The sequence below is a fragment of the Limnoglobus sp. genome (assembly GCF_059499385.1).
Genome location: NZ_JCABYM010000027.1, coordinates 16,237 through 32,853, shown reverse-complemented (window position 1 = coordinate 32,853; position 16,617 = coordinate 16,237). Strand labels below are relative to the sequence as shown.

Here is a 16,617-nt window from a genome sequence, read left to right as displayed (position 1 = left end):
TCCGAAGTCCGGTTTCGACTTCGGAAGTCGATCCCCCGCAGGGGCGTCCCTTGCCGCTCCGTTGGTGCTGGTCCCGCTCGACTTCCGAAGTCGAAACCGGACTTCGGAAGTCTAGGTTTTGAACTTGTCGCCGCTCGCCCATCGCGGGTATGTTCCGCCGTCATTCCCAGGGGCGTCGTCATGCGAACGTGGACGAAGCGAATCGTCGTCGGCATCCTTGTCCTCGGCGGCGGGTTCGCGGCCCTCAATGCCTCATTGCTGCGGGCCAAGTACGCCGGCCACCAACTGCGGTCGGCGACCACCGACGACGCGCGGGCCGACCACGCCCGCTCGCTGCTGGCTCTCGGCGACGCGGGAATCGCGGAACTCGTGGAGGCACTGCGCACCGACGACCCGCCGACGTGCCGGGCCGTCGTCGCCGCGCTGCGGGACAACTTCGCCGCTCATGCAGCAGCCGTTCTCGATGCCGTGCCGACCCTCAAGGACGACGGGCTGGAGGCGGTCCTCGACCTCGTGCCGGAAGCATTGAAGGCGAACGACGCGGCCGTCGCGGACAAGTGCCGGGCGGCCGTCGAGCGCGGCCTTCAGTCATCACCCGTCGCGAAAGTCGCGGCCGCGAAGCTCGCGGCCCGGCCGGCGATCCGCCTGACGGCCGCGCTCGTGCCGCTGACCACGGACGCGGACGCCGCGGTGCGGGCGGCAGCGTTCACCGCCCTCGGCACGGCCGGGGACGACGCGCCGATCACCGAGGACGACCTGTTCCGCGGCACGAACGACCCGGACGCGGCCGTGCGGACGGTGTGCATGGCCGTCCTCGAAACCCGCGGCCGCACGGCCGAGGAGATCGACCTCGGCCGCCGGCTGACGCACCCGCAGCCGCGGGTGCGGCTGCAACTGCTCGTCGATCTCGCCTCGGAAACGAGTCGCGACATCGGGCCGTGGCTGGAACGGCTCAGCCGCGACGCGGAGCCGGCGGTGCGGGCCGGGGCCGTGCGGGTCGCGTCCGAGCGGAACCTGCTCTACGCCGATTGGGCCGACAAGCTCGCGACGGCCGACGCCGACCCGACCGTCCGGCAGGTCGCGACGTTCCACCGCCGCAAGGCGGCCGGGTTGGTGACGCCCGCCGGCTTCGCGCCGTGAGAAGATGGCAGAGCCGTTCGGACACCTCCCACACGGTATTCATTTTTTCATCTCTCATCCCGAAAAATCGCTCAAACTCTGAAAATGCGGCTTGACTACCCAAATTGCCCGCTTTTACAGTGGAAGGAGAAGCCTTGAAAAGTCAACGGAAATGACTTGACAACCCGCGAGTGGACAAATGGTTCCGCTCCGGCAAGCGTAGGATTCTGATAGCCGTTTCAGGGCACTCGCGAAGGGACGTTCGCACGGCGGCACAGGGACCGTGACCCCACCAGGGAGGACTTCCAGACCGGCCCGGTCTTTGGATGCGACCTACGGAAAGATAGACCCCATGCTTGTACTGTCCAGAAAAAAGAACGAGTCGATCGTCATCAACAACGACATCGTCATCACGGTGGTGGAAATCCGCGGCGACAAGGTTCGGCTCGGCATCGTCGCGCCGAAGGACGTGCCGGTCCACCGGGAAGAGGTGTACGAGGCGATCCACGGGACGACGCCGACGAAACCCCCGGCCGAGGCCAAGGGCACGCCCTGATCCTCGCCCCGTCCCGCCCCACCCGCCGCCGGTCCCACGTTGCGCGGCTTGTTCCCCCCTACCCCAACTCCGCCATGCCAACCATCGCCGTCGTCGGGGCCGGGCCGGACCGTCGCAAGTTCGCGAACAAGTGCGTCCGCGCGTACCTCGCCGCCGACTGGACCGTGTACCCCGTCCACCCGTCCGCGGAGGTCGTCGAAGGCTTACCCGTCTACAAGACGCTCGCCGACGTGCCGCTCGACCACCTCGACCGCGTGAGCGTGTACCTTCCCCCCGCCGTCGGCGTGAAGGCCGTCGAGGGCTTCACCGCGAAGCAGATCGGCGAACTCTGGCTGAACCCCGGTGCGGACGGCCCGGACGTGGTCGCGAAGGCGGCCGAGCTGGGCCTGAACGTGGTGCAGGGGTGCAGCATCGTGGACATCGGGTACTCGCCGAGCCAGTTCTCTGAGTAGTTGGCAGTTGGTAGTTGGTAGTTGTTAGTTGGCAGTTGGTAGTTGGCAGTCAAAAACGACGGTCGGCCACTAAAATTGTCTTTCACTAACAACTACCAACTGCCAACTAACAACTACTGAAACGCCCCGTGCTGCCTCCGGCGGTCGCTGGTGAACTCCTCGGCCGTGCCGCGGGCGACGACCTCGTACAGCACCGCCTGTTTGCCCTGGTACTTCCGCAGGATGCGGCCCAAACGCTGCACGTTCTCCCGCGTGCTGCCCGTGCCGGAGAGTACGATCCCGACGCTCGCGGCCGGGATGTCCACCCCCTCGTTCAGCACCTGACTCGTCACGACGACCGTGTACTGGCCGCTGTGGATGCGCTCCAGGATTTGCTTCCGCTCCTTCACCTTCGTCTGGTGCGTGATCGCCGGCACGAGGTAGCGGCGGGCGATCTTGTACACCGTCGCGTTGTCGGCCGTGAACACGATCGTCCGCTCCCCGGCGTGCCGGTTCATCAGCTCTTCCAGCTTCGCGAACTTGCCGGAGGCGGAGCGCTCGACTTCCTTCTGGGCGCGGTACGCCTTCATCGCCTTCCACCCTTCCGGTGAGCGGCTCGCCTCGAAGATGAACCGCTGCCACCCGGCCTGCGATCCGAAGCTGATGCCGCGGTCCGCGACGAACTTCCGGTAAATCTCGCGGCTCGTGCGGTAGATTTCCTCCTCCTCCGGCGTCAGGTCGATGAGCACCCGCTTCGCCTGGTACTCCGCGAGGAAGTCGCCGGACAGTTCGGTGATCTCGCGGCGGTAGACGACGGGACCCACCAGTTCCGGGTAGATCGTCTCGCCGCCGTCGGCCCGTTCCGGCGTGGCCGTCAGGCCGAGGCGGAACGGGGCGAGGCTGGCGACGGCCGTTTCCGCGTAGCTCGGCCCCGGCAGGTGGTGGGCCTCGTCGTACAGGACGAGGCCGAACTTGTTCGCCCACCGCTCGACGTGGATGCGGGCCGAGTCGTAGGTGATGACGGTGATCGGGTGGAAGAAGTAGTCGCCGCCGCCGACCGCCCCGACCTCGACGCCGAAGAAGTCCGCGAGCTGCCCGACCCACTGCCGGAGCAGGTCGAGCGTCGGCACGACGACGAGCGTGGGCCGGGACACCTTCTGGATGACGAGCGCGCCGAGGAACGTCTTCCCGGTCCCGGTCGGCAGCACGACGAGGCCGCGGCGGCCGGTCTTCACCCACGTCTGCAGCGCCTCCGCCTGATACCAGTGCGGGGTCCAATCGACTTTCAGTTGCCAGCCGGCGTCCTTGTTCTCCCACCCGCGGGCGGCGTCGGCGAACGGCAGCTTCTCGCGGACGAGGTGCTCGACGATGCCGCGGTAGTGCCGGCCTTGGGCGCGGTACGCGCTGGTCCGCGGGTCGAACAGCACGCCGGGCAGCGTGGTGAAGTCGAACCCGCGCGGCCCGTCGGCGAGCAGCACCGTGCCGCGGTCGTAACTGAGCGAGATGAGGGTGTCGGCCATACGGTCCGTTGTATGGCCGCCGCTCTATATAGCCGCCGGCTTGCCGGCGGGGTTTCGCGCCCCCAAAACCCCGCCGGCAAGCCGGCGGCTATATGAAATCGCGTTGACCGCGCCGCCGGCCCTCGTTATCACGCGCGAAACTGTGCGAGGACTGTTCACCATGAAGCGGCACTGCCTCGGCCTGCTCGCGGGCGTCTCGATCTGCGGCTGCCAGCCCACGGCCCAACCGGAACCCAAGCCCGCCGACATGCCGGCGGTCGTCACGCCCGCGCCGACGGCGGACGTGCCGTTCGACCAGGCGACGACGAACGTGCTGCCGCCCGGCTTCGACCTGCCGCCGGACAAGACGCTGGCCGGGAAGTCCGCGGCGAAGCTGGCCGACGACGTTCGCGCGATCTGGCCGACGATCAAGCTGGGCGAGAACCCCCGCGCGACGATCGAGACGGAGCACGGCAGCGTCGAGATCACGTTCGACGCGGCCGCGGCCCCGAACCACGTCCGTAACTTCCTGGCGCTGGCGAAGGCCGGGTACTTCGACGGCCTCGTGTTCGAGCGGGTGGTGACGCAAGCGTTCGTGAACACGGACGGCGCGACGGAGTTGCTGGAGTACGTGACGGCCGGCTGCCCGCTCGGCGACGGCACGCCGGGCCGCGGCCACCTGGGCTACTTCGTGAAGCCGGAGCTGACGGAGGTGAAGCACGCCGAGGGGACGGTCGGCTTCCTCCGCGAGGCGGACGGCGCGACGAGCGGAACGCGGTTTTACGTGACGCTCGGCCCGAACCCGCCGCTGGACGGCGACGGCATCGTGATCGGCAAAGTGACGCTCGGCCTGGACGTGCTGCGGAAGGTCGCGGACGCCGAGGCGAACGGCGAACTACCCGCGAAGCCGGTGGCGATGAAGAAGGTGACGACGCGGTAGAACCCGGAGCGGTAGCGACGGGGTGTCTTGTGGAACCCGGAGCGGTAGCGACGGGGTGTCTGGGTGCGCCAGACACCCCGTCGCTACCGCTCCGGGTTCCACAAGACACTACAGCCGAAGTGACTTGCGTACTTCGTCACTAAGCCAGACGATCAACGGCTTCTCCTGGTTGCGGACGTAGTCGATCAACGCGGGCCGGGCGTCCTCGGGATACCAGCGCTTCGACCCGCCTTCCGCCCACCAATTCTGCCGGCCGCGACCGGCGTTCAACGCCCGACTCGCGTAAGCCTTCCAGTCGGCCAACGCCCGGTCGGGATCGGGTTCGACATCGTACCAGCCGACCAAGTGAACGTGATCCTCTAGGATGGAGAAGGCATCGATCGCGAACCGGCGGTACGGGGCGTGGTCTTGGATCGCCATCGAGATTTGTTGTGCTTGCGCCAACACCAACCGCACGGGCGGCGACCTCAATTGTCCGGCCGCGTAGCGGGCCAAGGCTGGTTGGGCCGGGGCGGTAGGCTGGTTGTGGGCGTTGTCGGTCCGGCGTTCCCAGGAGGTAGGGCGGTAGTTGCCGACGAAGCCTTCTTTCCCAGGGAGCCAAGTGCCGTAGGTTCGCCAGGTGAACATCCAGAGATGGGCCACGGGCGGCCTCCTTTACACCCCGTCGCTACCGCTCCGGGTTCCACAAGACGCACCCCGTCGCTGCCGCTCCGGGTTCTACGCCACCGCGGCCGTGACCACGTCGCCGGCCACGTCGGTCAGCCGCTCGTCGCGGCCGTTATGCCGGGTCGTCAGCTTCTCGTGGTCCAGCCCCAGCAAGTAGAGGATCGTCGCGTGGTAGTCGTTCACCGAGATCGGCCGCTCGACCGCCTTCAGCCCGAACTCGTCGGTCGTGCCGACCGACCCCGGCTTCGACCCGCCGCCGGCGAACCACATCGTGTACCCCAGCGGGTTGTGGTCCCGGCCGCGGCTGCCCTGGCTGTTCGGCGTCCGCCCGAACTCGCTGCACCAGACCACTAGCGTGTCGTCCAGCATCCCCGTTCGCTTCAAATCCTTGATGAGCGCCGCGATCGGCTTGTCGGACAGGCCGCACATCTTCTCGTGGTTGCCGTTCAGGTCGTCGTGGGCGTCCCACTGCATGTTCACCGGCCCGCCGCCGCTGTACACGCTCACGAACCGCACGCCGCGCTCCAGTAGCCGGCGGGTGAGCAAGAGCCGCGTGCCGAACTCGGCCGTTTTCGCGTCGTCCAGGCCGTAGAGCGATTTCGTCTCCTTCGTTTCCTTCGACAGGTCCACCGCCTCCGGCGCGTGCGTCTGCATCTTGAACGCCAGCTCGTAGCTCGCGATCCGCGCCTCCAGGTCCGTGTCCCCCTTCGACAGGTTGATCTCGTTCAGCTGCTTCACGAGGTCGAACGTCCGCTTGTTCTGTTCGGCCGTCACGCCGGGCTGCGGCTTGAGGTTCAGCACCGGGCTGGCCCCACGGCGGAGGAGCGTGCCCTGATTCACCGCGGGCAGGTAGCCCGCGCCCCAGCACGGCGCGCCGCCTTCGAGGATGCCCTCCGGCTGCGGCATGACGCAGTACGCCGGCAGGTTCTCGCTTTCGGAGCCGAGGCCGTACACGACCCACGACCCGAGCGACGGGTGGCCCATCGTGATCCGCCCGCTGTGCAGCTCGTACATGGCCGGGGCGTGGATCGTGTTCGCGCACCAGCACGACTTCAGGAAGCAGATGTCGTCCGCGACCGTCGCCAGGTGCGGCATCAGGTCGGACACCCACGCCCCGGTCCGGCCGTGCTGTTTGAACTTCCGCGTGCTCGCCAGGATCGTCTCGTTGCCGGTGGTGAACTGACTCTTCGGGCGGCCGGTGCCTTCCGGCAGCGGCTGGCCGTGCCGCTTGGTGAGTTCCGGCTTCGGGTCGAACAGGTCCATCTGGCTCGGCCCGCCGACCATGAACAGGAACACGACCCGCTTCGCCTTCGCCGGGAAGTGCGGCTTCCTCGCCGCGAGCGGGTTGACGCCCTTCGGCGCGTCGGCGGCGCTCGCAGTGTTCGCGAGCATCGAGTTGAGCGCGATGCCGCCGCCAGCCTGCGTGAGGAACTGACGGCGGGAACGGAGCGGGGGAATGTGCGGTGTCATGATTGAAAGTGTACCCGATACGATGACGGCATGAAAGTTTTCGACGCCATCGTCCTCGGCTGCGGCGGCATGGGGTCGGCCGCTCTGTACGAACTCGCCCGCCGCGGGCGGCGGGTCCTCGGGCTGGAGCAGTTCGCCCCGGTCCACGCCCGCGGCAGCTCGCACGGGCACACGCGGGTCATCCGCACCGCGTACTACGAACACCCGGCCTACGTCCCGATCCTCCGCCGCGCGTGGGAGCGGTGGTACGACCTCGAACAGCTCACCGGCCGCCACCTGCTCACGGAATGCGGCTGCCTCTCGATCGGCCCCGCCGACGGCGAACTCGCCCAGGGCGTGAAGGCGTCCGCCGCGCAGCACGGGCTGAAGCTGGAACCGCGCGACCCCGGCCCGTTCCGCGTGCCGGACGGGTACGAGACGGTCTTCGAGACGCAGGCCGGGTTCCTCATGGTCGAAGACTGCGTCCGCGCCCACCTCGACGCCGCCGTCGAGAAGGGGGGCGAATTTCACGCGGAGGAACCGGTCCTCGGCTGGCAGCCGGACGGGAACGGCGTCCTCGTTCGCACCGCGAAGGATACCTACCGCGCCGCGAAGCTGGTCGTCACGGCCGGGGCGTGGGCGACGCAGTTACTCGCGGACCTCGGCGTGCCGCTGACTGTCATGCGGCAGACGATGCTCTGGTTCGAGCCGGCCCACCGGGAATTGTTCCGCCGCGACCGGTTCCCGGTGTTCCTCTTCGAGTCGCCCCTCGGCGCGTTCTACGGCCTGCCGATGATCGACGCCCGCGGCGTGAAGCTCGCGAGGCACTACGGCCAGCCCGAACTCGCGTCGCCGGACCAAGTGAATTGGGAAACGACGGACGATGACGAGCTACCGGTCTTGGAGTTCCTTCGCCAATTCGTCCGGACGCCGTTCGCCCGCAACGCGACCCGCCAGGCGTGCCAGTACACGCTCACCCCGGATCGACACTTCGTCCTGGACGTTCACCCGGCGGACCCGAACGTGGTGGTTGCGGCCGGGTTCAGCGGCCACGGGTTCAAGTTCGCGTCCGTCGTCGGCGAAATCCTCGCCGACCTCGCCGAAATGGGTACTACGTACCATCCCATCGACTTCTTCAGTGTTAATCGTCGGAGGTCGGCCACAGAGGAACACGGAGGTAAGCAGGTCGGAAAAGAAGATTGAGTTAAGGCCCGTCATCAATGAGATCGGTTTTCTCCTCCTTCTGATCTGTTTTCATCCGTGTTCGTCTGTGGCCAATTCCTCAAATCCGGAACGTCGGGATTGGCGAACCGGTCGAAGTGTGATGAAATAGATTTCTCATGAAACTCCGCGACGCAGTCCTGTTCCGCGTGCAACGCCTCGTGCCCACGGCCGAGCGGGGCACGGCCATTGCCGTCGTCGGCCTGCTCGTCGGGCTGGAGTTCGTCGGCCGCAACGCCACCACCGACCTGCACGACCTGCTCGCCGGCGTCGCGCTCCTGCTCGGCGGCATGTTCGTCGCCGCGTGGCACCGGTCCGAGCCGGTCCCGTGGGTGACGAAGCTGTCCGCGTTCGCGAGCAAGCAGGCCAGCCGGTTCGACCAGTTGAAGTACGACGTGGGCCTCGACTTCCGCGGCGTCCCGCCGATCCAGCGGCGGGTCCCGCGGGCCGTCTACCTCGCGTTCCTCGGCCTGCTCGCCTGGGACGCGCTCGCGCTGGCCGCGTGGGCGTGGTTCCCCAACGGGTGGCGGGACGTGGGGATGCGGACCTCCTACGTGCTGTACATCGTCGTCCTCGTGTCGCTCTGGCTGATGCTCCTGACGGCGGTGGCGGCGAGCATCTACCTGCCGGTGTACGTGCTCGACAACCAGATGCGGAAGCTGGCGGACACGGACGCGAACCCGCACCGGTCGGTGCTGGACGCCGACCCGCCGCCGCAGTCGCCGGACGCCGTCGTGCTGGTCGGGTACTGGCTGTTCGCAATGCTCGTCACGCTGGTGACGCCGCCGATGTACGGCCTCGGGCTGTGCGGCGTCGTCGCCGTGCTGGCGGCGGCCGCGTGCTTCCTCCGCGGCGACGGGGACGCGAGCATCCTGTGGCGGACCGGCGGCCCGAAGGCGGCCCAGGCGATCTACAGCATCCCGATGCGCCGCATCCTGTCGCTGGCCGTGGCGTTCGCCGCCGTGCTGATCGCGTCGCTCGTGCTGTCCGCGTGCGGCGGCCGGCTGACCGCCCCGCCGTCCCTCGAATCGCCGATGGTCGTCACCGGGTTCCTCGGCGCGCTGGCCGCGTGGCTCGTCCCCGGCATCGTGCTGCTGGGCGTGTACCAACTCGTCCGGTTCCGCCGGACCGACCCGACCCGCCGCGACCCGCTGACCGTCCGCGTGGACAACGCCGCCGACCAACCGACCCGCGTGCTGGCCGGGCGGCTCGTCCGCCGCTGGGGGTTCCGCACCGCGTTCGCCCCGGCCCCCGAAACCGACGCCCCGCACGTCGGGTTGAATCTGGTGCCGAAGGAACGGTCCGAGGCGACCGAGTTCGACCCCCGCTGGCCGCTCAAGGTGTCGCTCGACGACCTGGCCGGCGCGGTGGTAAAGGACCGCGTGGCCCGGCGGGACGAGATTCAACTGCGGCGGCGGTTCCTGAAGTGCCTCGCGAAGTTGCTGAAGCAATCCTCGCACGTCGTCCCGGAGAGCGGCGGCGGGTTCTGGATCGCGCCGCACTGGTGGTTCGTCGAGACGCTGCTCTGGGAGGCCCCGCCGAAGGGGAAGAACGCCGACCACGGGGCGACGCTGCGGCCGGTCGGCCCGAGCTTCGAGAAGTTGCTCGGCCCCCGCGTCCGGCAGCACGTCCACCAGATGCTGCGGGCCACGCACATCGACCTGATCTACCTCGAAGACGGGGTGAACGCGCGGAAGCTGGAGAAGGTGCTGCGGATGCTGTTCGAGCTGTACGACGTTCACGGCGGCAAGCGGCGGGCGGAGGACCAGCACTTCCAGGGCGTGCCGAAGGTCAAGGTGATGTTCCACGAATACGCGCCGGGCAACGAGTTCCACTCGGACACGTACCCGGAGCCGAAGTTCGACGACGTGAGCCGGTTCCGGGTGATGCACGTGTTCCGCGACCGGGAGGAGAGCGAGGAGACGACGGACGCGCCGTTCGACTTCTCGTGGGAGCCGTCCCCGCTGGCCGTCGTGTGACCGGCGAGTGTCGGGGCGTAAGCCCGACGTGGCCGGCGGCAAGAAAATGACGTGTGCCGGTAAGTTGACGCGCTCAACGCCGGAAGCCACGTCGGGCTTACGCCCCGACGCTCGCCAATGCAACAGCACACCGGGCTTTCATTCGCCGATTTGTTTTTCCCGAGGTTCGCCATGGCGAAGCGACGACGCGATGACGACGACGACGGCTTCGAGGTCGTGGACGAGGAGCCGCCGCCGCGGAAGAAGAAGCCGAGCCGCCGGCCCGAGTCCGAGAACGACACCCGCCCGGTCCGGTCCGCCGCGGCCGAGACGAAGGTGGACAACGACTTCGAGGTCGTGGACGACGACGAGGACGACCGGCCGCGGAAGAAGAAGGCGTCGAAGTACCGCGACGACGACGCGGACGACGACCGGCCGCGCGCCAAGAAGTCGTCCAAGTACCGGGACGACGACGCGGACGACCGCCCGCGGTCGAAGCGCCGCCGGGACGACGACGAGGACGAGGACCGGTCGCGGAAGAAGAAGTCCACGTCCCGGCTGACGAAGAAGGACCGCGCCCGGATGCGGCGGGAGGACGAGGAGGCGAAGGACGCGGCCCGCGACAACGCCGTCATGGAGTGGGGCGTGCCGATCTTCCTGATGTTCCTCGGCACGATCATGATGGTCGTGGCCGGCACGATCTTCGCCAACCGCAGCGAGGGCCTCATCAACCCGCCGCTGTTGCTCGGCATCGCGTTCGTGTTCACCCTCGTCATGATCCCGCTCATCATCATCGCCCTCATGGTGATCGGGGCGGTCATGGGGATCGAGTACGGGACGTTAAAAAATGCCGTGAGATCGCTCGCCGCCATCTCGCTGATGTCGTGGGGCATCTTCTTCGTCAGCCACCTGTACTTCATCGGGTGGGCGATCGGCCCGGTCGTGAGCTTCATGGTCACCCTCGGCCTGTTCATGACGTTCTTCAGCCTGGACATCAACGAGGCCATGTCCACGCTCGGCGCGCTGAACCTCATCATGTGGCTGATGGACAAGCTGTTCTGGCTGGTGGTCATCGTGGCCATCTCCCGCGGCGCGAACCGGGACCGGGACTTCGACCCGGACGACGGCCCGCAGATTCAGCAGAACCAGGGGAACTTCGACGACGGCGACGGCGGCGGAAACAACTTCCGCGGCCGTCGGAACCGCAACAACATCGACCCGGACGACGACGACGGGTTCTGATCCGCCGACGGCCGCCGCAAGGCGGCCGTTTGTTTTTGGAACCCTGAGCGGAAGCGACGGGGTGTGGAGGCTGCCTCCCCACCCCGTCGCTTCCGCTCAGGGTTCCACAGTGAATTGCCCGTGACACGTCGCCCGGTTCCCGGTTACCATCCCGCCCACCCCGGAACGGAGTCCGTGCGATGGGTCCCGCCAAACCGCGTCGGCCGTGGGCCGACTTCCTCGTCTTCCTCGCCGTGCGAACCCTCGTCGGCGTCGTCCAGGCCGTGCCCGTCCGGTGGGCGCTGCACTTCGCCGAACTGCTCGCCGCCGTCGTCCACCGCGTGGACCGCCGCCACCGCGAGGTCGCGGCCGAGAACCTGCGGTTCGCGTTCCCCGAAAAGTCGCCCGCGGATATCGACCGGCTCGTGCGGGCCTGCTACCGGCACTTCTGCGTGCTGCTCATCGAGATCATCCTCCTTCCCCGCAAGCTGCGGCTCGTGAACTGGCCGAGCGCCGTCGCGATGGTCCACGGGCCGGAGGTCGTCGGGTCGTACCTCCGCGGCAAGCCGACGCTCGTGGTCACCGCGCACCTCGGCAACTGGGAACTCGCCGGGTACTACACCGGCATGTTCGGGTTCCGCACCTACGCCATCGCCCGCGTGCTAGACAACCCGTACCTGGAGCGGTTCCTGAAGAAGTTCCGCCAGGCGACCGGGCAGACGATCATCGCCAAGAAGGACGACTTCGACCGGCTCGAGGGGGTGCTGAAGAACAACGGCATCGTCGCGACGCTCGCGGACCAGGACGCCGGGCCGCGGGGCGTGTTCGTGGACTTCTTCGGCCGTCCGGCGAGCGCGCACAAGGCTGTCGCGCTCATGGCCATCGAGTTCGACTGCCGGATGGTCGTCGTCGGCACGATCCGGCGGTCCCCCGCGATTTCCGACCGCATCGGCCCCTACGACATCGTCTGCGAGGACGTGATCGACCCGGCCGAGTACGCCGGCCAGCCGGACGCGGTGAAGGCCATCACGCAGCGGTACCACGACGCCCTCGCCCGGCTGATCCGCCGCAGCCCCGAGCAATACTTCTGGCTGCACCGTCGGTGGAAGTCGCAGCCGGCGGCGCGGAAGACCCCGGCGAAAAAGGCGGCGTGATGCTCCCGTTCGTCCTGCTCCTGATCGGCGGCGGCCTCGGCGCGAACGCCCGGTATTGGCTCGGCGAGCTGTTCAAGGCCCGCGGCTGGGCGGACGCCTTCCCGTGGCACACGTTCGCCATCAACGTCGTCGGCTCGCTCATCCTCGGCGTCGTCGCCGTCGCGTGCAAGGACCGGCCGGGCTGGGTGCTGTTCCTCGGCGTCGGCGTGTGCGGCGGGTTCACGACGTTCAGCACGTTCAGCCTCGAAACCCTGACGATGCTCGAAAAAGACCGCTGGCTCGCGGCGACCGGGTACGTGCTGGGGTCGGTCGCCGCCGGGGTCGTCGGGGCGTGGATCGGGATGAAAGTGGTTCGATAAGGCGACTCCCGTTCGCCCGCCCATCAATTTTCCCCCCGCCTCGTAACCGGCCACCGTCCTCGTTCACTTTCGTTCCGGCGTCCTTGACAAGTGCGCAGTAGAGTTTCCCGCCGACTTCCACCGACCCACACGGGGAGCCTGCGGTGAGTGCTTCGTCCGACGTTTTGCCACACGCCCCGGCCGCCGTGACCGAGGACACCAACCCGCCCCGCGGCAACCCCGACCGCACCATCCCGAACGGCGGCGCGCCGCCCGCCAGCCTCGACCACATCTCCGCCCGGCTGTTCGTCTTCAAGCCGTCCGACCATCCCGGCGACCTCGGCCGGCTCGACCGGTATCGCGTCCTGAAGCAGCTCGGCAAGGGCGGCATGGGAGCCGTCTACCTCGGGTTCGACGAGCGGCTGCAGCGCCGCGTCGCGCTGAAGGTCATGCTCCCGGACGCGGCCGGCGACCCGCAGGCGAAGGACCGGTTCCTCCGCGAGGCGCGGGCGGCGGCCCAGATCGGGCACGACAACGTCATCGCCATCCACGAGGCCGACGAGGCGGACGGCATCCCGTACATCGCCATGCAGTACCTCCAGGGCTACCCGCTGGACGAGTACCTGGCGAAGAAGGGGCGGCCGTCGTTCGCCCAGGTGATCCGCATCGGCCGCGAGATCGCGCTCGGCCTCGGCGCGGCCCACCGGCTCGGCCTCGTCCACCGGGACATCAAGCCCGGCAACGTCTGGCTCGAAGCCCCGCACGGGCGGGTCAAGATTCTCGACTTCGGCCTCGCGAAGCCGGTCCGGTCCAACGACGGCGAGCTGACGAAGAGCGGTACCGTCGTCGGGACGCCGGCGTACATGCCGCCGGAGCAGGCCCGCGGGCTGACCGTCGATCACCGGGCCGACCTGTTCAGCCTCGGCGCGGTCCTGTACCGGCTCGTCACCGGCAAGCTGCCGTTCGACGGCCCGGACGTGATGGCCATTCTCACGGCCCTCGCGGTCGAGGACCCGACGCCGGTGTGGGAGGTCGTGCCGAACGCGCCACGGCCGCTCGCCGAGTTGATCCACCAACTGCTCGCGAAGAAGCCGGCGAACCGGCCGCAGACGGCCGACGAGGTGTCGGCCCGGCTGCACACGATGATGGAACGGCAGGCGAACCCGAACGCCGTCACCACGAACGGTAACCCCGGAACCGGGTCGCAGCAGGTCGTGTACGTCCCGGTCCCCGTCACGGTCATGGCGACGGCCGCCGACAACGCCTTCGCCCACCTCGAAGAGGAGGGGCCGACGACGGCCGAGACGCCGACCGTCGTGACCCGGCCGAAGGCCGCGAAGGCGTCCCCGAAGGCGATGATCGGCCTGCTGCTGGCGGGCGTCCTCACGATGGTCGTCGGCGGGTTCATCGTCATCAAGGTCGTGAACCCGGACGGCACGACGACGGAACTCAAGGTTCCGGACGACGCGAAGGTGACGGTCGAGAAGAACGGTAAGAAGGTGTTCGAGACCGTCAAGCCCGCGGCGGTGGACCTCGGCCCGTTCCCGAAGCTCGACCCGGAGTGGGTGAAGTCCGTGGCCGCGCTGCCGCCGACGGACGCCCTCGGCCCGATCAACGAGGAGCTGAAGCGGCGGAACCCCGGCTACGGCGGCACCGGGCTGGCGTGGGTCGCCGACCCGCTGCTCGGCACGAAGACCGGCCTCGAGTTGCGAACGGACGCCGTTTCCGACCTGACGCCGCTCCTCGCCGTCCCGGCTCTGGAGTATCTCGCGATTCCGCACGGCGGGAAGGAACCGTCCCCGCTCGCAACGCTCGCCCCGCTCCGCGGGCTGAAGAAGCTCCGCGGCCTGCGGCTCGAATCCCACCCGCTGTTGAAGGACCTGTCGCCGGTCCAAGACCTTCCGCTCGAACATCTCGCGGTCCTGAACTGCCCGGTCGAGTCGCTCGCCCCGCTCAAGGGGATGAAGCTCGACCGGCTGGAAATCCACGACACGCCGGCCCTCGACCTGACGCCGCTGGCGAACCTGCCGCTCCGCACCGTCGTCCTCGGCCTCCCCGAGGTGCGGCTCGACCTGTCGCCGCTGGCGGGTTGCCCGCTCGAGCACGTCCAATTCCAGTGGGGCCGCGGCACGGACCTGACGCCGCTGCGGAAGTGCCCGCTGAAGACGTTCAAGATGATCTACACCGCCTTGCCGGACCTGTCGCCGTTGGAGGGGACGGGCATCGAGCACTTCTCCGGGTTCGACCCGGTCCAGTACGAGTCGTTCCTCCGGACGTTGCCCAAGCTGGAGACGGTGACCAGCTACACGCACCCCGCGCCGCAGCCGCGGGCGGCGTTCTTCGCGGCGTGCGAGGAGTACCGCCGCAAGGCGGACGAGTTCGCGGCGGCGACGGCCAAGCTCCCGGTCGCGGAGCAGGTCGAGGCCGTGCGGAAGAAGTGGGCCGAGCAAAACGGGAACGGGAAGCCGACCCTCCAGGCCACGGTCGAGAACGGGCACGTCGTCGCCGTCGCGTTCGCCGGGAGCGACCCGCACAGCAACGTCTGGAACCTGAGCTTCCTCCGCGCCTTCCCGAAGCTCAAGCGGATCGACGCGCGGGTGTTCGGGTACACGCCGCTGTTCCACCAGGTCCTCGACCTGCCGATCGAGGAGGTCCACGTCGCCGACTCGACCATGCACCACTCGAAGGCCCTGCACTCGCTGGCGAAGCTGAAGCACCTGAAGCAGGTGAACGGCCGGCCGGTCGAGGAGTACGCCCGCGAGTGGGGCCTGTACCCGGCCGCGTCGAAGTTCCCGCCGCCCGACCCCGCGTGGGTCAAGTCGGTCCTCGCGCTACCCGTCCCGGACCGCACCGCCGTCGTCATCGCGGAGCTGAAGCGCCGCAACCCGGATTTCGACGGCCGGTACGAGGAGTTCACGGACGCCCGCGTCACGATCCGGTCGGACGCCCTGGTCGATCTGACGCCGCTCGCCGCCGTGCCGGACGTGGAATACCTCGACCTGGCCGGGCCGGGGCCGGGGGCGCGGCTGACCGACCTCCGGCCGCTCCGGGCGTTGAAGCGGCTCGCGGAACTCCAACTGCCCGGCCAACGGCAACTCCGCGACCTGTCCCCGCTCGCCGGGCTGCCGATCCGCCAGTTGAACCTGTACGCCACCGGCGTCGCCGACCTGACCCCGCTCCGCGGGCTGCCGCTGGAGGAGCTGAACGTCCACGGCACGCAGGTCGCCGACTTCGGGCCGCTCCGCGGGCTGCCGCTGAAGACGCTGTATTTCGGCCGCCCGGACCGCGCGTTCGACCTGTCGCCGCTGGCCGACACGCCGCTCGAGGCGCTGCACGTCGAGGAGGCGCAGAACCTGGACCTGACCCCGCTGAAGCGGACGCGGCTGAAGAACTTCCAGAACCGCGGCGTCGCGTTCGCCGACTACTCGCCGCTGGAAGGGTCGGCCACGATCGAGCACTTCGCCGGCGTCGAGCTCGACCTGTTCGAGCCGCTGCTCCGGACGATGCCCAACCTGAAGACGGTCGCCCCGAGCCAAACCCGGCGGGCGATCCCGGCCGCGACGTTCTTCGCGCAGTCCACGGAGCGGCGGGCGAAGCGGGAGGCGTTCCTGGTTGCCGTCGCGCAACTGCCGGTCGCCGAGCGGGTGACGGCCGTGAAGGCGAACCTGGAGGAGCAAAACGGCAAGGCGATCCAGTTCGACACCCAGCTCGAGGACGGCGAGGTCGTCGGCATCACGATCACCGCCGAGCACGACGCGAAGCCGCTGTGGGACCTGTCCCCGCTGCGGGCGTTCCCGAAGCTCCGCCGGTTCGAGTCCTATGCGTTCAAGTCGTCGCAGCTCTACCCGCTCGTCGATCTGCCGATCGAGGAGGTGAAGTTCGGCGGCGTGTACGGCTACATGAACACGAACTTCTGGGCATTCGCCCGGATGAAATCGCTGAAGAAGGTCAACGGCCAGGACTACGCCGCCTTCGCCCGCGAGTGGAAGTTGCCGGCGAGATAGAAAACTCGCGCTGGCGTCCGGCGGCGGCATCGGGTACAACTGTTTCATCCCACCGTCGGAA

At 68.5% G+C, this 16,617-nt stretch carries 13 protein-coding genes; 10 read left to right on the top strand and 3 right to left on the bottom strand.

What is annotated here, in order from left to right:
- Positions 1-180 precede the first annotated feature (180 nt).
- The 3 genes from AC5JJ2_RS04590 (at position 181) to AC5JJ2_RS04580 (ending at position 2,127) form a co-directional block, all read left to right on the top strand.
- Positions 181-1,140 carry a hypothetical protein gene (locus AC5JJ2_RS04590; protein ID WP_495856782.1) on the top strand — a complete coding sequence of 320 codons (960 nt, stop codon included), beginning with the start codon at positions 181-183 and terminating at the stop codon, positions 1,138-1,140.
- Positions 1,141-1,471: 331 nt separating this feature from the next.
- Positions 1,472-1,675 carry a carbon storage regulator CsrA gene (gene csrA / locus AC5JJ2_RS04585; RefSeq protein ID WP_495856781.1) on the top strand — a complete coding sequence of 68 codons (204 nt, stop codon included), beginning with the start codon at positions 1,472-1,474 and terminating at the stop codon, positions 1,673-1,675.
- Positions 1,676-1,749: 74 nt separating this feature from the next.
- On the top strand, positions 1,750-2,127 hold the full coding sequence (locus AC5JJ2_RS04580) for a CoA-binding protein (RefSeq protein ID WP_495856780.1): 378 nt from the start codon (positions 1,750-1,752) through the stop codon (positions 2,125-2,127).
- Positions 2,128-2,240: 113 nt separating this feature from the next.
- Here the strand turns inward: AC5JJ2_RS04580 and AC5JJ2_RS04575 are convergent, their stop codons facing one another.
- Positions 2,241-3,626: a DEAD/DEAH box helicase family protein gene (locus tag AC5JJ2_RS04575; protein WP_495856779.1), complete on the bottom strand. Its 1,386-nt coding sequence runs from the start codon at positions 3,624-3,626 to the stop codon at positions 2,241-2,243.
- A gap of 160 nt (positions 3,627-3,786) precedes the next feature.
- On the opposite strand from AC5JJ2_RS04575, the gene AC5JJ2_RS04570 reads away from it, so the two are divergent.
- A complete protein-coding gene (locus AC5JJ2_RS04570) occupies positions 3,787-4,545 on the top strand; it encodes a peptidylprolyl isomerase (protein WP_495856778.1) in 759 nt (252 codons plus the stop codon).
- Positions 4,546-4,653: 108 nt separating this feature from the next.
- On the opposite strand, the gene AC5JJ2_RS04565 is transcribed toward AC5JJ2_RS04570, so the two are convergent.
- Together AC5JJ2_RS04565 and AC5JJ2_RS04560 are read right to left on the bottom strand one after the other, a co-directional pair.
- A complete protein-coding gene (locus tag AC5JJ2_RS04565; RefSeq protein ID WP_495856777.1) occupies positions 4,654-5,187 on the bottom strand; it encodes a transposase in 534 nt (177 codons plus the stop codon).
- Between the two features lie 75 nt (positions 5,188-5,262).
- Positions 5,263-6,681 carry a DUF1501 domain-containing protein gene (locus AC5JJ2_RS04560; protein WP_495856776.1) on the bottom strand — a complete coding sequence of 473 codons (1,419 nt, stop codon included), beginning with the start codon at positions 6,679-6,681 and terminating at the stop codon, positions 5,263-5,265.
- Positions 6,682-6,711: 30 nt separating this feature from the next.
- Here AC5JJ2_RS04560 and solA point away from each other — a divergent pair, with 30 nt between their 5' ends.
- The 6 genes from solA to AC5JJ2_RS04530 all read left to right on the top strand — a co-directional run bounded on the left by solA (position 6,712) and on the right by AC5JJ2_RS04530 (position 16,556).
- Positions 6,712-7,863, top strand: a complete 1,152-nt coding sequence (gene solA / locus AC5JJ2_RS04555; RefSeq protein WP_495856775.1) for an N-methyl-L-tryptophan oxidase — start codon at positions 6,712-6,714, stop codon at positions 7,861-7,863.
- A gap of 137 nt (positions 7,864-8,000) precedes the next feature.
- Positions 8,001-9,860 (top strand): hypothetical protein, encoded by a 1,860-nt coding sequence (locus AC5JJ2_RS04550; RefSeq protein ID WP_495856774.1) that lies wholly within the window; start codon positions 8,001-8,003, stop codon positions 9,858-9,860.
- A gap of 171 nt (positions 9,861-10,031) precedes the next feature.
- A complete protein-coding gene (locus AC5JJ2_RS04545; RefSeq protein ID WP_495856773.1) occupies positions 10,032-11,081 on the top strand; it encodes a hypothetical protein in 1,050 nt (349 codons plus the stop codon).
- A 179-nt stretch (positions 11,082-11,260) separates the two neighbouring features.
- Positions 11,261-12,214, top strand: a complete 954-nt coding sequence (locus AC5JJ2_RS04540; protein WP_495856772.1) for a lysophospholipid acyltransferase family protein — start codon at positions 11,261-11,263, stop codon at positions 12,212-12,214.
- On the top strand, positions 12,214-12,573 hold the full coding sequence (gene crcB / locus AC5JJ2_RS04535; RefSeq protein ID WP_495856771.1) for a fluoride efflux transporter CrcB: 360 nt from the start codon (positions 12,214-12,216) through the stop codon (positions 12,571-12,573). The genes AC5JJ2_RS04540 and crcB overlap by 1 nt, the downstream gene beginning before the upstream one ends.
- Positions 12,574-12,716: 143 nt before the next feature.
- Positions 12,717-16,556, top strand: coding sequence for a protein kinase domain-containing protein (locus AC5JJ2_RS04530; RefSeq protein ID WP_495856770.1), 3,840 nt, complete (start codon positions 12,717-12,719; stop codon positions 16,554-16,556).
- The last annotated feature ends 61 nt before the right edge of the window (positions 16,557-16,617 follow it).

Coding starts and splice junctions, on each gene's coding strand:
- AC5JJ2_RS04550 (WP_495856774.1), top strand. CDS start 8,001: ATGAAACTCCGCGACGCAGTCCTGTTCCGCGTGCAACGCCTCGTGCCC.
- AC5JJ2_RS04580 (WP_495856780.1), top strand. CDS start 1,750: ATGCCAACCATCGCCGTCGTCGGGGCCGGGCCGGACCGTCGCAAGTTC.
- AC5JJ2_RS04590 (WP_495856782.1), top strand. CDS start 181: ATGCGAACGTGGACGAAGCGAATCGTCGTCGGCATCCTTGTCCTCGGC.
- AC5JJ2_RS04575 (WP_495856779.1), bottom strand. CDS start 3,626: ATGGCCGACACCCTCATCTCGCTCAGTTACGACCGCGGCACGGTGCTG.
- crcB (WP_495856771.1), top strand. CDS start 12,214: ATGCTCCCGTTCGTCCTGCTCCTGATCGGCGGCGGCCTCGGCGCGAAC.
- csrA (WP_495856781.1), top strand. CDS start 1,472: ATGCTTGTACTGTCCAGAAAAAAGAACGAGTCGATCGTCATCAACAAC.
- AC5JJ2_RS04545 (WP_495856773.1), top strand. CDS start 10,032: ATGGCGAAGCGACGACGCGATGACGACGACGACGGCTTCGAGGTCGTG.
- AC5JJ2_RS04540 (WP_495856772.1), top strand. CDS start 11,261: ATGGGTCCCGCCAAACCGCGTCGGCCGTGGGCCGACTTCCTCGTCTTC.
- solA (WP_495856775.1), top strand. CDS start 6,712: ATGAAAGTTTTCGACGCCATCGTCCTCGGCTGCGGCGGCATGGGGTCG.
- AC5JJ2_RS04560 (WP_495856776.1), bottom strand. CDS start 6,681: ATGACACCGCACATTCCCCCGCTCCGTTCCCGCCGTCAGTTCCTCACG.
- AC5JJ2_RS04570 (WP_495856778.1), top strand. CDS start 3,787: ATGAAGCGGCACTGCCTCGGCCTGCTCGCGGGCGTCTCGATCTGCGGC.